Here is a 15,529-nt window from a genome sequence, read left to right on the forward strand (position 1 = left end):
GTGTGCCACCCTGGCGTTCTAGTTTTAACTGTCTCACCCATTTATCCATAGTGGACTTACCTACGTTCATCGCCTTTGCAGCTTCGATGATGCTATGGTTTTTATCGAGGACTAATTGGGCTGCTTCAAGTTTGAATTCAGCACTAAATGTTTTTCTGGTTGTCGATCTCATGTGTTCACCTAAAGTCATCTACGAGGTAATAATATCACCTCTATTTAGGTGGCCAAAATTAGTGTGCCACTACAGTTATAGTTATCACTCATCAGATAAGTGGCATTAAGCGTCACGAGATCGGCAATTTTAGGTGAATAGTAAGAAATGCCATCGGCGGAGCGTGTTTGGCCTGCAACCAGTAAGTCGATATCAGCATTGGTATTACCGAAAAGATCGAAGCTACCTTCAGCTGCTTTAAATACGGTATCGTTACGACCCACTAAAGCCGTACCTGCGGCACTTCTGATACCTAGGAATGTATTACGGGCATTGAAGGTTTTATTTGAGTTGTCAAAGTTTTCGACACCAAATTCCATTTGATAAATGATGTCAAAGTAAGGGCTTACAGCTTCAGAACCTTTTACGCCTAACCAAGAGAAGTTGTTTTCAAGAACAGTGCCCTCCTTTTGGTTTTGAGTTGCATAACCTGTGTCTGAATTGGTAATGGCAAGATCAGCATGGCCATAGAATTCAGGGCCATCGGCGAGTGCTGTGAATGAATAGAGTGTGAGGCTAGAAATAATAGCCGTCGTCAGTAGATTCTTTTTCATCTTCATTTTCCTGTGCTTATCGCTGTTATATGCATTGATAACTTCAGTATCTATGCATGCTGTTGAGCTTTTATGCGGCAAAGTCTGCACAGACTTGAAATGATAAAGTGTGATCTGGATCAAGTTTCATATAAAGAATGGCTTATTCAACATATTGTTTTACAAGTGAAATACATGTTTTTATTAAGTCGATTACCAAATGACTCTGTGGTAAATGATGGGCCTTTGCTTTTATTACACTTATTTAGTGTTCGTATCCCTTTGCATCTAGTGTTTTGTGGCTGAGGATCTGATTTCGGTTTATGTCGATATCGTTTAGAATCCACGGCACATTTCTGGTGTTGCTTTTAAGCTGTCCCAGCTGGTGTTTACTGGATGCTAGGGCAAGCGTTCCTGCTGTTATTGGGTAATATAAGGTAAGTATTTATGACTGAGGCCTATCAAAATCGATTTGGTGGAATTGGCCGTTTGTATGGACAAAAGGCGTTGGCTAAATTTGCCATATCCCATGTGATGGTAATTGGTATTGGTGGCGTCGGTACTTGGGCGGCTGAAGCCTTAGCGCGGAGCGGCATAGGGCAGATAAGCTTGATGGATTTAGATGATATCTGCGTCACTAACACTAACCGACAAATACATGCTCTTAGCTCCACCATCGGCGGTTCTAAAGTTGCTGTGATGGCACAACGGATCCGTGAAATTAATCCTGATTGCCAAGTGAATGAAATTGAAGATTTTATTACATTGGATAATCTAGGCGAGTATTTGCTTGGAGCTAAAGAGGGCGGCAATATTGATTATGTTATTGATTGTATTGATGCCGTTAAGCAGAAGGCTGCGTTAATTGCTTGGTGTAAACGTCAAAAAATTAAGATAGTGACAGTGGGTGGTGCGGGTGGACAGACAGATCCGACGCAAATTCAGTTAACTGATCTCGCTAAAACCTACCAAGATCCTTTGCTAGCCAAAGTGCGTAATATTTTGCGCCGCGAGTATAACTTCTCTAAAAACGTGCAACGCCGGTTTGCTATCGATGCTGTTTTTTCCAGTGAGCAGTTAGTGTATCCCCAAGCCGATGGCTCAGTGTGCGGTACTAAAGCGGCGGCTGATGGCAGCATGAGGATGGATTGTGCTTCTGGTTTTGGGGCTGTGACTATGGTCACTGGGACATTTGGTTTTGTGGCGGCAAGTCGCGTGTTAGCGCGATTGGCACTGCAGGCTCAAGAGGCGGTTTAAACTCTTAACCTAGATTCAGTCAAGATATCACCGCTTTCAAGGGCGGTGATACCCCTTCAATATTATGTAATTTCATTAGGTTATAGCTAGATATAAAAATCTTGTTGATTATTGACTGATTCACATTGAGTGTATGGAAATTTAATATCAAATTGTGGGCCGCCTAGTTTTGAGTCTGCGCGATAACTCATCGTGCCTTTTAACAGTGTTGCGGCATTAAAGGCCGCTGATAATCCTAAGCCAGTACCACCTTTATTACGATTTGTAGTAAAGAAGGGTTCGAACATGTGCTCAGCAACATCTGCTGGAATGGCTAAGCCATTATTTTGAATGCTGATTTGAATTGATTCTTCATCCAAAGTCGCGCTAATGTGGATAAGATTGTCTTCATGTCCTTGGAATGCATGAGTAAAGGCGTTCGAGAGAATATTACTAACAATTTGATTTAACAAACTGATATTGGTTTTGATATTGAGTGTAGGCTCCACGTTGATCTCCGTTGAGGCGTTAACATTGGGATGCATAATTAATGTCGACTCTAGGATTTCATGTAGCTGCTGGTTTAGATTACAGCATTGGTGTTCTTCATGACTGCGATCGATGGCGATCGTTTTAAATTTTTGAATTAAACTACTGGCTTTGGTGATATTACGGACAATGAGTTCACAGCTTTCTTGGTACTCATTAAGTATTTCATTTATCTCATCTAGTGTGGCTTGATCGCTGTGGATCAGGTCGATCAGTTCTTCAATATGGCTGAGCTGCGCACTTGCCGCCGTCAAACAAATGCCAATTGGGGTGTTTATCTCATGGGCAACCCCTGACACGAGTCCACCCAAGGCAGCCATTTTTTCTTGCTCAACTAAAACCTGTTGTGCTCGTTTTAGTGCGCTAAGGGATTGTTCTAACTCTAGTGTTCTTTCTTTTACTTGCCTTGCGAGCTCTTCTTTATAGCTACGTTCGAGCTTGAGTAGCCGCTCTCTATCTTCTAAGGCTATTTGCAGTTCCGTCTTAGAATTCTTTAAGGCGCTAAATGAGCTTCTAAGTTGTACTTGCATGCTATTGATGGAATCGGCGACTTGTTTGAATTCATCAATTTTTTCATGACGGTCAAATTGTAGTGGCTCGTATTCATGGTCTATGTCGATATTTTTGCAGTATTGGCTGAGTTTATCTAAGTGTTTAGTAATGTTGAACCACACTAAAAATAGAATAAACCCAGCCACTAAGAAGGTTTTAATGCCATTAGAAAGCAGAATGATAATGGCCTTATCATACAAGCGTTGATAGATAGCATCGACATCGACTTGTATTTCGAGTGTGCCGACATTGATGTTTTCAGTTGGTGATTTATAGACTAAGGGAAAGGTTTTATCTAAGGAGTGTTCTTGTTTTTGCTCGCCTGCATTCCATGCTTGGCCGCTGTCATCTTTAATCGAAATATAGTTAATATCGGGCAGCTGAATTAGCCCATTGAGCTGAGTGTTAATGAGCCGCTCGTCAATAACCCAAATACTGGCGGCTAGCACATCTAAGTTCACCTTTTCCATGTTGGAAAATACTCTATCGATACGCACTACATCATTGCGATAATCACTGATCAACTGATACGCAGTGGTGATTAAGGTGATAACAGAACTAAAAAGTACAATAGACAGGGTAAGGTGCCTGCCTATGGGGCTTTTGATAAGTTGGCTAAAGAATGTCAGCATCTTAAATTTTCTTTATGCAATAGCGGCTTGAGATGCTTATAAGCATAGACCTACAGATCCAGAAAGTGCATTTTCTCGCAGATAAAATCAACGAAATATGTCTTCATTTGTGGCATTAAATTTGCTTATTAGCCGATAAGTTCAATTTTTTGTCACTGGGATAGCACTATGTTTAAACTCAAGCTGGATTCAGTTAAGTTTTTTAGCCCGAAGAAAATGATGTTTAGAGTCATGCTGTGGCTTATGGTGAGTTGTTCTGTCTTACTTCTTATTCCCCCTAATGTGCTGGCAGTGCTGGCGCTCGATAAATTTGTACCAGAACATGCACAGTTTGTTGGATTAGGTCTAATCGTTTCTATCGCTTATTTTTTGAGTCAATTAATTAACTTAGGCTTAGATGAGTCTATCCGTCATTTAAGTGATAAGCGTGTTATTGAGACGATTGAAGCTAAAGTGAATCTACTTGATCCCGCTGAGCGAGCTTTAGTGAGGGAATTCTTTCTTCAAGGCGCCACGATTTTGACTCTGCCGCAAAATGAACCCGCTGTAAAAAGTTTAGTGAATGCCTGTATCTTAGAAAAGCTCGGTAATGAGCGCCATTATGCGATTCAGGGACCGACCGCTGACTATAAGATTGCCATGAAAGCGCGTATGTACCTCAACCGTGATGTGCTGCGTTTACCTGCCGGTGAGCCGAGCCAAGAAGAAATGCAGTCGTTGATTAAGGCGCGTCCGCAATTTTTGAATGGATTAGTACAAAACAGAAAACACGCAGCATAGGCGTGTTCTACCTCACTCGGATGAGTGCTAGCAATGTTTTAGTTAGCACTTTTAACATGCGAGACAACAAAAAATGGGGGTTATAAGACCCCCTAGATTTTGCATTTATACAAGAAACATGAAGAACAACTGGAGCAAAAACTATGGTTTCGGTGCCGACTTCACAATGAACATCCAAGTGATATAAGACACTATCCCTATGGTGCTAAAGATAACGATCATTGAAAGTAAGCCTATGGGGTTACCAAACATTAGATCTAACCAAAATGCCATGACTGAAATCCTCTTTCCTGTGAAGTCCTCGCTAAATTAGCGGTATTCGATAGCTAAAATACTGATCTCGATCAATAAAAAATCGACATAGGAATACAAAGTCATAACCCTTAGTTAACTCTGTGATCTTGGTCAAATTTAAGGGTGTGCTTAACAGCGGCGAGTTCAAATAATTTAGTTTTGTTTCTTCTTCCGTTAGCGTCTAGGATTAACCTATTCAACTCGATCGATATTCAGTTAACGCGCTATTCCATTTATTCGTTCTTGTTTTTATATGAAGGTGCGATATCAGTTTTTTAAAGGAGTAAAAAATGGATTATAAAAAAAGTCACAAGGATTCAATGGGATATAATTCTATCTTTGCGCCACTATTGTTGCTGATTTATCCCCTCTATTGTTTGGTGATCACAGGGCACTTTGTTGCTATTTTGTGTTTAAGCGCGCTCGCCGCCATTTTAGTGTTCAACATCAATAAATTAATTCGTAATTTGAGACAACTTGAGCGTGCAGCACACCACTTAGGCGAGGGAGATTTGAGTTATCAATTGGAAGAGAAAGATGCGGGTGTGTTCATTAAGGTAGTACATAACATTAATCGCATGGGTGAGGATGTCAGCCGTACGATTTTGTCTTTATCTGATACCTGTGAAGGGATGAAAAAAGTCGCCTCGGATATCAAGGTTATCAGTGAACAGGCAAAGCAAGGCGTGTTAGAGCAAGAGCATCAAACTGAACTGGCAGCCAGTGCGATGACGCAGATGGTTTCAAGCGTACAAGCTGTATCGCAAAATGCGGTGAGTGCTGCGCAGGCAGCTGATATTGCCCAAAGTTCTGCTAAGCGCGGTGATCAAATCATGAATGGCATAGTCACTAAAATTGGCGCTATGTCGCAACAGATCCATGATACTCGAACCGTGATCGAGCACTTGGCCGCCGACAGCAACAATATCAGTAGTATTATTGAAACCATTTCGCAGGTGGCCGAACAAACCAATTTACTTGCTTTAAATGCTGCCATTGAAAGTGCGAGAGCGGGTGAACATGGCCGCGGTTTTGCTGTAGTCGCCGATGAAGTACGTAATCTTGCTAAACGAACATCCGAAGCCACGGTTGAGATCCAGCAGCAAATCGCCGCATTACAAAAAGGCGCACAACATGGTGTTGAAGTCATGTTGAAAAACGTGGCGATTGCCGACGAAACGGCTGATATGGTTGATCAAGCTCACAGTGCACTCGGGCAGATTGTCGCTCAGGTGGAGACCATTACCGATATGTCCCATCAAATCGCCACGGCATCGGGACAACAACATACAGTAGCAGAGGAAATTAATAAAAATATCAGTGTGATGGCTGAGCTAGCCCTGAGTAATGCCTCCCACACCAACAACACTAACTTATCGAGTTTGAAAGTGTATAACATGTCGCAGGAAATCGGCTCCTTGCTGCATCGGTTCCATGTGAATGCGGCATTTTTTAATTCGAGTCAGGCGCAAAATAAACTCTTTGTGAAATGGGGGCCTGAGTTAGACATAGGAATGCCAGAGATCAATCGTCAACATCAGCGCTTAGTCTCATTGATCAATGAATTACACCGCACATTAAATGAAGAGTATGGACTTGAAGCCATCAAACGTATCGTGCAAGGGTTAGTAGATTACACCGCCAATCACTTTGCCTATGAAGAGGAACTCTTTGCGCGTTTTGGTTACCCTCAAACTGACAGCCACAAGGAAAAACACGGCAAGTTAGTTGGGCAAGTACTTGATTTTCAAAAGCGGGTTGTTAGAGGTGAAGATGTTGCCGACGAATTAATGGCTTTCTTGAAAGCTTGGTTGGTAAACCATATTCAAAAAAGTGATAAAGAATATACCGCTTTTTTATTATCCCATGGCGCAGAATAACCCCAAGAGCATGATTTTTGAGCGGTTAAATGCAATTTGTATTAAAGTCGCGGCAAAAGACTTGCCATTGTCATAAGCAAAGGTATAATTCCCAGCACTTAGAGACAGCCAGTTGTTTTGATTGCTTCTAAGTGCATATTTGATATGCCAGTGTGGTGAAATCGGTAGACACAGGGGATTCAAAAGTCACAGTGTTTACAGCTTAAATTTCACTAAGCTGTTGATGTAAAAAGTTAATTCAAAAGAATTAACGCGCAAAATCCTTGCAAAGATTTGCAAAGTTTTTGAGATTGAAGATTATGCCAGTGTGGTGAAATCGGTAGACACAGTGGATTCAAAATCCACCGCCCTTAAAAGCGTGCCAGTTCGAGTCTGGCCACTGGTACCACTTCAAAGCCGACCTTAGCGTCGGTTTTTTTGTATCTAAAATTCAGTGATGTTAGATACTTACCAACTCGCTGCTTTGCTAGAGTTCATCACTTTCCTTCCAGCAAAGCACCACACTGGGCATGTTTGCCTAGGTCAAATCTTTGATGGTGGTTGTTTTTCCATTCTCCATCACCGACTTAATCCCGTTATCTCTCGCAGCCGTGCTCGAATACATTTGGCTAGTGCCAATGATTTGATGGTTGGCTGCTTTGAGGTTGAAATACGGCTTCTCGTTTTTAGCCACTTCTTTGGCATATCGGGCTTCGATTGGGGAGTTGGTTTGCACGGATTCAATACCGTTCAACGCACCACTCTTACCTGTGTAAAGCTCGCTGGTGAGAATGACCTCTCCATTTCCCGCCTTTAATACAAACTTAAATTGCTCATTACTGCTTTTACTTAATTCATACCATCCTGACATGGGTTTACTCCTTATTCTTTAGCGCAAGCAAGGAAGACATTTCCTGCTTGAGCATCAGTGTAGTCGATTTCATTTTATTTGAGATGTGACTTTTACGGCGGTTTTGAGTGTTTTGAGGGTTAATCTGCCGACACGTTGACATTAAAAACGGCTAACTCCTGCCAATAGCACAGGAAGTTTTGCTCCCATATCGGATAAAACGCTACTGCTGCTTCAATGACTAATACTCCGCTAATGCTTTGAAATACGCCGCAACTAAAGTCAAAGTCCAGTTCTTTAACCAACTCCCATTGCCCCATTTGGCCGACATAGCAAAAGTCGGTGATGTAGCATAACTGCCATTGCTCGGCGTGTTTCTCTAGCCTTATCTCCACAGGATGAAAGCCACCCCGTTGTGGGCTGTAATCCGGATCACGAAAGTTAATCGTCACGGCATTGTGTGCTTGGTTACTGATAAACGGGGTTAATGCCAATAGCAGTCTGTCAGAGACAGGCAATGCCAACTCTTTGTTGATGGTATTCATTGTGTGTCCTTAGTGGTGTTAGAACAAATCGGAGTGGGTTTCGCGAAGGCTGGTAAAGCGGTTAAGGCCAATAATCACATGGTCGAGGACATTGATATCCAGCACTTTGGCGCACTCAATGACTTTACGGGTGAATTGAATATCGCTAGTGCTTGGTGTTGGATCGCCTGAAGGATGGTTATGAACAAGGATAACGCTGGGCATATTGAGAATAACTGCCGTGCGTAACACTTCGACGGGTCGCATACTGATACCGTTCACTGAACCTGTCGCCACCACCTCAACGCAATTAATAGTGTGCTGGTTGGTCAGGTTTGCCACGATAAACATTTCTTTGGTTTCATGCTTTAGGTAGTCAAATACCTGCGCGGTATCTTCAGGCCGTGTGATGGCTTGCTCGGCTAAGGCGCACTGGGTTTCTTTGAACTGATATTTGACATTGATTTCTCGGATAATCGCCATGGTCTATCCCTATTGATACTAAAGACTCAGGAGCGAAAGGGCTTCTTTCTGCTCCTGATAGTGTGTGCATTACTTGGTGGTTTTGGCTGAGGTATCAACCTTAGCCTCACTCTTTGGTTCTGTGCTGGCCTCAGCACTAGCCTTAGCTTTCTTGGTCGGGAACTTAGATGCCTTGAGGATGAACTCATCTAGCTCTCCTTTCTCCACAGCATCGATAATCAGCTTGATAGTGTCAGGTAGCTTGGCTTTATCTCCGACATCAATGGCGGGTTTATCCTTTACCAATTCGATAGGCTTAATCCCGATACGGACTTCGAAGTAATAGTGACCTTCACTGTCGTAGTACCATGGGCGCACAGTGATACGGCGGCGCACCTTCTTACGCTCTCCTGTCTCTGGGTCTTTGACACTTTTCTCGCGGTAGGCTTCAAACTCGCTGCCTTGGATAAAGCATTCGGCCATATCCAATTGCTGCTTCAGCTTGTCAACCAAGCGGGTTCTTTTGCCGATGATAGGTGGCTTAACGGCGATTTCAGGGCGAGCGATAACCTTGAGCGAACTCAATAATGTTGTCATGGGGTGTTCCTTTTCGTGGGTTGTATTACTGGAGTTAGTTGATAAAGCCAATGCGGCGCGCGGCTTGTTTACGGTTGTTTTCTTGGGTTAACAGGGTAATAGCGGTGGCTCTGTGGTTGTGGTTAGGTTGAAATAACATGCGCCTTGCTACGATAGCGAAGTCACCGGGCGTTAATTGTTGTAGTGCGTGAAGTTGGTCAGCTTCGGTTTGGGTTAACTTAGTGATACCCAATACTTGCTTATACAAGGTCTGGCGCTGGCTTTCAGTCAGATAGTCACAGGTCAGTTTAAAGTCAAAGCGGCGCATCACTGCGCTGTCGATAGCGCTGAGTGCGTTAGTCGCTGCAAACACGGGCATGGTATTGCATTCAAGCTGTGACAGCAGTTCATTGATGAGCTGCACTTCATACTGCGCTTGAGCGCTCTCACGCTGACTGAGCAAGCTATCGACTTCATCAAAGAGCATTAGCTTCTTTGTTCTGTGCGCTTCTCTAAACAACGCTGCAATGTTCTGCTCGCTCTCACCTACATACTTGCTTAGTACATCAGAGCACTTGATGTGCATGATATCCATGCCGTGGGTTTCAGCTAAGTGATGTACCCAACCTGTTTTGCCTGTACCTGGGGGGCCATTGAGTAGCACCCTAACTGGGAGGCTATTGGCTATCGCGGTGTCGATATCACTGATAATGGACTGTGTATCTTGCCCGTCGATGGCGTTAAGGTTTAAGCAACTCGGGTCAAAGCTTAGCTGGCCTTGATATTTAGCCGCTGGCGGCTCTTCCCCGCAGGCTTCAAGGGTGGCATCAATAACGTCCAATACCACGATTTCAGCCTCATCCCCCGTTAAGGCTAAGGTACTCGCCACATGGGCGGCGTTCGCAATATATGCCGGAGCGGCATTAGATTTACTGGCTAACACCAAGCGAAACGCATCCGATACCTTAAGTGATTTGAGCATGGTTTTACTCATGGCAAAGCTAAAGGCTTCATCGGGCACAGGGATTTCCATCACTAACTTAAAGCGGCGTATGTAGCTTGGCTCCAGTTGCGATACATGGTTGGTAATCCAAATAGCAGGTACAGGATTGGTTTCCAGTAAGCGCATTAAGCCTTCTTTAGAGTAATGCTCATCGGCATGCTTAAACACGCTTTCGCATTCATCAACCAATAACAGGCTTTCATCTGAGCCATCGAGCAAGCTTTGCAGTAGATTAAGGTAGGTTAAGCGTTGGCTAGTCGGCTCTTTACTTAAGAACTCATCAGTCACTTTACCATCCTCAAACTGCACACTTTGCACTTCCACTAAGCTGCGCCGCAGTGCCTTTGCTAAGGTGCGAGATAGCTCGGTCTTGCCTGTACCCGCTGCCCCATAGAGTAAAATGTTAACCCCTTTCAGCCGCTGAGCCATGGCCGCCCTTAGATAGCGATACACTAAATCGGCATTCACATGCTCAAATTGTTTAAGCTTGAACTGTGCTGTGGGGCTGTGTTTGATAATCGGCGCGAGCAAGGCTTCACGGCGAGTAAGCTTTTCAGTCACCAGCAATATCCTAAACGGCTCAGGTATTCTCAACAAATGTGGTAGGAGTAATGCTGCTCCCTCAATAAAGCGATTACGGGCTAAAGGTTCTAGTTGCTCATGGATATCATCACTGCTAAGCCCCGTCTCATGCTCTAACCAATGTATGAGAATATCCGTATCATGGTCAGCTAACAGGTTAAGCAACTCTTTCAGCCCTGCATTGGCATTGAGCACGATGATGAGCACCATCATGGGTTTCATCGCGGCATCTAGCTTAAACAGTTCACACAGAAACCGCGCATTGTGCTGCACCGTTTCTGCCATTACAGGGTAATTATCCTTTAGCGGAAACAGCGCGAGGGTGCTCTCGATATCATGGTTAATGCCATGTTGTAGCTTGATACCCACGAGCGAGTTAATCGCATAGGACGGCATATACTCAAAGCCATAATTGACGGCTGACAGCAATAAGTCTTCGGCGATTTGGGTTGCAAGGTAATAACAATGCTTAGCGTGTTTAGCGATGGGTTTGACGTTTATCATCGACTGCCGCGCCCCCGTTTAATGGGTTTATCCGGCGGAATGTAATCCAGCATCGCAGCGGCTTGCTTCATAAACGCATGGTCACGTTTATCGTAAATGGTGGTGGTACTGATATCAGCGTGTCCTGCCATTTGGCGCACGGTATTGATATCCACATTTTGCTCAAGCAAGCGAGTAATAAAGGTACGGCGTAAATCATGGGGTGATACGTTATCCACCCCTAGCTCATACAAGGTATCTTTAACTAACCGATATAAAGCCGTTGGGGTGGTTGGCTCAGATAACTTAAGCTTGCCAGTCAGCGTTGACTTACACACTAAATAACCCTGCTGGCGCTGACGTAACTTAAGCCATGCCAGCAGATTTTGCTCTACCCACTCAGGCAAGAACAAGGTACGGCTCTTGTTGCCCTTCCCCGCTGCCACTGTCAGGGTATGCAAGTTGGCATCGTAGTCACTCAGCATCAACGCCGATAACTCACTGCGGCGCAACCCAGTGCCCAAGAACAGGCTAAATATCACCAGATTACGGGTAGCAAAGGTGCCTTTTTGCGTTTTGCAGTAATCCAATACCGCGGTCACTTGCTCTGTGCTTAACGGCGTACCTTGATGCTCACCGTGCTTCACTTGATTAATGGTCTGTAAGTTTGCGACTTGCGATAAATCGGCTTTGTTCATCAAGGCCGCCACTTTGACGATGTTCTTAATTGCTATCATGGCGCGGTTGATGGAACGCGCTGACCACTGCGCATGAGTCATCACTGCGCGTATTTGCAGCGCTTGTTGATAGTCTATCTGACATAGCTTGTCATCGAGACCGTCTTCTTGCCACTGCATGAGTCGCGCAATACTGCGCATTTGAGAGCTGATAGAGCGCTGACTATTAATAGACAGGCGGCTCAAATACAGCGCATAAGGGGTCGCTGTAGTCATAGAGAACTCCAGTAAGTGTATTAAGTTGAATTGTGTTTAGAGGGTTTAGCGAGAAGGGGAAAGTGATACTAGAAACACGTTCATAGTATCACTTTTGAGCCTAAATTTCAGCCACTGTTTTTGACACGGTTAGGAACAATAAAAAGGGGAGCTAAGTTGCTCCCCTTGAACCTTTGATTGGCTTATTTACTCACATTTTTAATAAGCATACTGTACAGTTCGTTAAACTTAGCCCTTAACTTATATGGCTGGCTATGCTTTGAGGCTTTATTTGAATGTTCCATCATTAACCCCTTAACATTCAACAATTCTTTGTGAACCGCTTCTTTGATTTCCTCTGACTTCAGAGGCATTAGCCTGCATTTTTCGATATAACGTTTCATCTTGCGGCGTTCATCTTTTGGCAAGCGCTGCAAAGCAGGTTTTAGCCCGCAAGCTATGATAGCAATAATGGTATGTGGATGTAGATTGGTTAATGGCTTCAAAGCATTTAAATCATATACCTCGATACGCTTAAGATAATCACATGGACCTAAGAAAGCAGATAACTCATGTAACATACAGTTAGGTTTTAATTGGGCTTCAAGGCGTGTCTCCGGCTCACCGGTTGTCATAAGATTTTTCGCCTTACAATTCGCAGTGCGGTCATAAGCAACCAACCTAAATTTAGCCTTCCTATTTCCGAAATAGTAACTTCCAATATCACCATTTTTTGCAAAAGCAATCATAGATGTTTGTGATTTTGCTAGGTTAAAACTTAGCTCATTTATTTGAATCGCTAAATCATGGGCGATATCAACAGCAGTGACTTTCATATTATCACTAGCTAGAAGTCCATGATCTGAAACTATATGTTCAAGCCATTGTCTTGCTATAAAAAAGTGTTTTCGTTTTAGCGGAAACCCATTAAAACTTAGCCTGATGAAAGGCCTATTCTCTGCATAGGGGGCAACTTGAATGAACAAGTGAGGTACACCATTTTGTGGTCGTGCCCAATCTATAATTTCTAGCAAAGGTAGCTTAATACAGTAGCGATAGCCGCCTGAAGACTTAAGAACTTGCGACTGTGCTAGTTGATGGTGTTTAGCTATTGATTTAGCAATCTCAATGATGTTGTTGGCGATATTATGCTTGCAAAGTTCATCTAAGCAACGCATGACGATTACTAAGTTATCGCATAGAACGGCATTCAGAATATTAGCTATAAACTTATTCATATGATGCCTCCAAAGTCTTTAAGTGTTTGGTCAGTAACTTGATAGCTTTTTTGACGGTCTTAAGTTTCTTGCCTGCGTCAGTATCGATAAACGCAGCGATTATGGCTTTGCTACTTTTGAATTTGTCAGCCTTAATCTTGAACTGTTTAAGGAATTGGCGATGGCTTTCACTTTGTTTGACTTTCTCTGTGTTGGATTGTTTAGCCGATATCTTAGCCTTCGCATCAGAGTCTAGAGTTTCATCGTCGCTATCATCAAAATCTAGATCCGCATCCTCTTTGACTTCATCATTTACTTCAACATCTAGACCATCATCAGAATTATCTTTATCGAGTAGGTCAAGTGAACGCATCGCGGCTTCGACTATCTTGCGGGTGTATTTACCGTTGATAGTAATGTCCTCACCGTGTTCTTCTTCAATATGCTCAACCACATCTTGAATTTCTTCATCTGTTAAGTCCTTCATTGGTAGCATTGAGTTGTCACTAAAGAAACCAATAGCATGTGGTCCGTTAACCACATGCGCTACTCTTGCAGCCCAAACTTGTTTGAGTGCGACGTCATACGAGATTTTGAGATTATTTTCGACATAGGCTTTAAAGTCCGCATAACCAAGTTTTTTATAACCTTTATTCTCATGTATGATGAATAGTGCTTGCTTGAGTTCAATTTGCGATGTTTTAACGATACTACCTAAGTGTTTAACGTGATCACGAGAGAGTTTAAATGTACCGTCAAAGGCGGATTTAAAATCGCGTTCGTCGTTGAATAATTCTGATACCAACTTCGACTTTGGAAATGATTTATTCGAGCCGTCATCTTTGATAGCGTGTTTGTTTTTGACAGCTAACGACGTTGATTTCACTTTCTTAGTTTTCTTCGGTTTCTTTTTAGCGTGCTTAGTTGCTGGTACTTTTGCATCGCTAATTTGTTTACGTTTAATAGCCATTGTAAATCTCCTAATTGAATCTGTTTGTGTGATCGGTGTGAACCGATCTCCTGATTTACAGATTCGATTTTTCATCACTGAATCACCTTTCTCTGCAATCACAGATCCGTTTACAGATTACAATTTGTAGCTATTCAGATACTGCTATCTAGTGCTGTGTCTACTCGTTCATAACTGCAAGCTTTCAGTTTTAGAGATAGCTATTAGTGATGATGACTACAATCATGCTGGATAGATATGTTCTAGAAACACCTTATTAGACAATGAATTATGTAGGAATTATGATTTAGATGCATAGACGGGACGATGCTTTGAATTATGCTAAATTAAATAGGTGAACGCTAAATTCGACGGGACGACGATTGATTTTTCTCGTTGGCGATTTACTTCATCGATATGATGAATTTGAGCTGCAAAAATCTGAAATTAAGACGGGACGACGAATTTGTTTTCGGTTGAGCTTTATCATAATGCTTTACCGACGGGACGATGAATTGATTGACTGTTTATGTGATCGGCTTTAGTTTTGTTAGTGCGTATGGGGCGTAGTTACTGTAGTAATCTCGTAGTCAAGGAAATGGTATGTTAGCTAACCGAAAATTAAATTTTAACTTTATTAACCAGCATATGGAGGAATGGTTCAAGGCCCTTAAAGTTCATAATGAACAAGTTATTGAGAGACGTTGTAGACAGTTACTTAATAGTAAAAATAAACTACCAAAGGAACAATTTGCAGAGTTTCAGGTATGTATCGATAAAGTAAAAAAGCCTGCATGGGAAAATTATCTTAGAAGGTGTCGTGATAAAAAATATGAGAAAGGTCGGGGCAGAATTTCAATCAATAAATCGACACAAGAGCAGTTAGACGAGTTAAGAAAAAAACTTGATGCTGATTCATATGACACTTTGATTGTTACATTAATTGATACTTATAAAAAAGCAAATCGGACTAAAAGTGCTCTACCTAAACCGAAGAGAAAGTAAAAATATTCGAAAGAGAATTTAGTATATTTATCTAGGGCGAGAACGTTTTAGGCTGAAGAATCCCCTGATGATTTACAAATAAATCATCAAATTAGGGTGGAAGCGCATCTTGTTGCATGATCAAATGGTTTCGCTAAAAACTACACTTGGACAACAAGATGCGCGAAGCCAATATCCTACAACATTCTTTACACCAATACTGCCCAGAACTTCACCTAAAACGATTAAACAGCTTGATGCTGGCCTCTAAGGCACTGATTGAATGTAAGACACTGACCTTGACTGAGTTAGGTCGAAATT

At 42.6% G+C, this 15,529-nt stretch carries 15 protein-coding genes, 1 tRNA gene and 2 pseudogenes; 6 read left to right on the top strand and 12 right to left on the bottom strand.

From position 1 onward, the window contains the following. Both L5M38_RS22615 and L5M38_RS22620 read right to left on the bottom strand, forming a co-directional pair. On the bottom strand, positions 1-172 hold a 172-nt coding region (locus L5M38_RS22615), incomplete at its 3' end, for a transposase (RefSeq protein WP_263148087.1). A gap of 74 nt (positions 173-246) precedes the next feature. Next, positions 247-765 (bottom strand): annotated as a pseudogene (locus L5M38_RS22620) (porin); the annotation flags it as partial. Positions 766-1,191: 426 nt separating this feature from the next. Between L5M38_RS22620 and tcdA the strand changes: the two are divergent. Next, complete coding sequence (gene tcdA / locus L5M38_RS22625; protein ID WP_263167607.1) at positions 1,192-2,001, top strand: tRNA cyclic N6-threonylcarbamoyladenosine(37) synthase TcdA; 810 nt, start codon at positions 1,192-1,194, stop codon at positions 1,999-2,001. Positions 2,002-2,087: 86 nt separating this feature from the next. On the opposite strand, the gene L5M38_RS22630 is transcribed toward tcdA, so the two are convergent. Beyond that, positions 2,088-3,713, bottom strand: a complete 1,626-nt coding sequence (locus L5M38_RS22630) for an ATP-binding protein (RefSeq protein ID WP_263167605.1) — start codon at positions 3,711-3,713, stop codon at positions 2,088-2,090. 168 nt (positions 3,714-3,881) lie between these two features. Here L5M38_RS22630 and L5M38_RS22635 point away from each other — a divergent pair, with 168 nt between their 5' ends. Then, positions 3,882-4,493: a superinfection exclusion B family protein gene (locus L5M38_RS22635; RefSeq protein WP_105251480.1), complete on the top strand. Its 612-nt coding sequence runs from the start codon at positions 3,882-3,884 to the stop codon at positions 4,491-4,493. A gap of 141 nt (positions 4,494-4,634) precedes the next feature. On the opposite strand, the gene L5M38_RS22640 is transcribed toward L5M38_RS22635, so the two are convergent. After that, positions 4,635-4,766 carry a DUF3149 domain-containing protein gene (locus L5M38_RS22640; RefSeq protein ID WP_105251481.1) on the bottom strand — a complete coding sequence of 44 codons (132 nt, stop codon included), beginning with the start codon at positions 4,764-4,766 and terminating at the stop codon, positions 4,635-4,637. Positions 4,767-5,077: 311 nt separating this feature from the next. On the opposite strand from L5M38_RS22640, the gene L5M38_RS22645 reads away from it, so the two are divergent. Together L5M38_RS22645 and L5M38_RS22650 are read left to right on the top strand one after the other, a co-directional pair. Beyond that, positions 5,078-6,667 carry a bacteriohemerythrin gene (locus L5M38_RS22645; RefSeq protein WP_263180403.1) on the top strand — a complete coding sequence of 530 codons (1,590 nt, stop codon included), beginning with the start codon at positions 5,078-5,080 and terminating at the stop codon, positions 6,665-6,667. A 301-nt stretch (positions 6,668-6,968) separates the two neighbouring features. Continuing rightward, a tRNA-Leu gene (locus L5M38_RS22650) sits at positions 6,969-7,055 on the top strand. A 129-nt stretch (positions 7,056-7,184) separates the two neighbouring features. Here L5M38_RS22650 and L5M38_RS22655 read toward each other — a convergent pair. From L5M38_RS22655 to L5M38_RS22690, 8 genes are all read right to left on the bottom strand, one after another. Next, a complete protein-coding gene (locus L5M38_RS22655) occupies positions 7,185-7,517 on the bottom strand; it encodes a YegP family protein (RefSeq protein WP_011847750.1) in 333 nt (110 codons plus the stop codon). A gap of 119 nt (positions 7,518-7,636) precedes the next feature. After that, positions 7,637-8,041 (bottom strand): DUF2787 domain-containing protein, encoded by a 405-nt coding sequence (locus tag L5M38_RS22660; protein ID WP_263174406.1) that lies wholly within the window; start codon positions 8,039-8,041, stop codon positions 7,637-7,639. 18 nt (positions 8,042-8,059) lie between these two features. Next, positions 8,060-8,503, bottom strand: coding sequence for a JAB domain-containing protein (locus L5M38_RS22665; protein ID WP_261272414.1), 444 nt, complete (start codon positions 8,501-8,503; stop codon positions 8,060-8,062). A 69-nt stretch (positions 8,504-8,572) separates the two neighbouring features. Continuing rightward, the gene (locus L5M38_RS22670) at positions 8,573-9,079 is read right to left on the bottom strand and encodes a DUF6641 family protein (protein ID WP_263174409.1); all 507 of its coding nucleotides are present in this window, start codon (positions 9,077-9,079) and stop codon (positions 8,573-8,575) included. 34 nt (positions 9,080-9,113) lie between these two features. Next, complete coding sequence (locus L5M38_RS22675) at positions 9,114-11,147, bottom strand: AAA family ATPase (protein WP_263174411.1); 2,034 nt, start codon at positions 11,145-11,147, stop codon at positions 9,114-9,116. Continuing rightward, entirely contained in the window at positions 11,144-12,079 is a 936-nt protein-coding gene (locus L5M38_RS22680) for a tyrosine-type recombinase/integrase (protein ID WP_263174413.1), read from the bottom strand. Before L5M38_RS22680 ends, L5M38_RS22675 begins: the two co-directional genes overlap by 4 nt. Before the next feature lie 182 nt (positions 12,080-12,261). After that, complete coding sequence (locus L5M38_RS22685; RefSeq protein ID WP_261272418.1) at positions 12,262-13,296, bottom strand: hypothetical protein; 1,035 nt, start codon at positions 13,294-13,296, stop codon at positions 12,262-12,264. Then, positions 13,289-14,245 (bottom strand): hypothetical protein, encoded by a 957-nt coding sequence (locus L5M38_RS22690; RefSeq protein WP_263174414.1) that lies wholly within the window; start codon positions 14,243-14,245, stop codon positions 13,289-13,291. Before L5M38_RS22690 ends, L5M38_RS22685 begins: the two co-directional genes overlap by 8 nt. Before the next feature lie 582 nt (positions 14,246-14,827). On the opposite strand from L5M38_RS22690, the gene L5M38_RS22695 reads away from it, so the two are divergent. Next, positions 14,828-15,229 carry a hypothetical protein gene (locus L5M38_RS22695; protein ID WP_261272420.1) on the top strand — a complete coding sequence of 134 codons (402 nt, stop codon included), beginning with the start codon at positions 14,828-14,830 and terminating at the stop codon, positions 15,227-15,229. 158 nt (positions 15,230-15,387) lie between these two features. Continuing rightward, a pseudogene (locus tag L5M38_RS22700) lies at positions 15,388-15,529 on the top strand (IS4 family transposase); the annotation flags it as partial.

This window comes from Shewanella sp. SM101, assembly GCF_025654465.1.
GTDB classification, from domain to species: Bacteria; Pseudomonadota; Gammaproteobacteria; order Enterobacterales; family Shewanellaceae; genus Shewanella; species Shewanella oncorhynchi.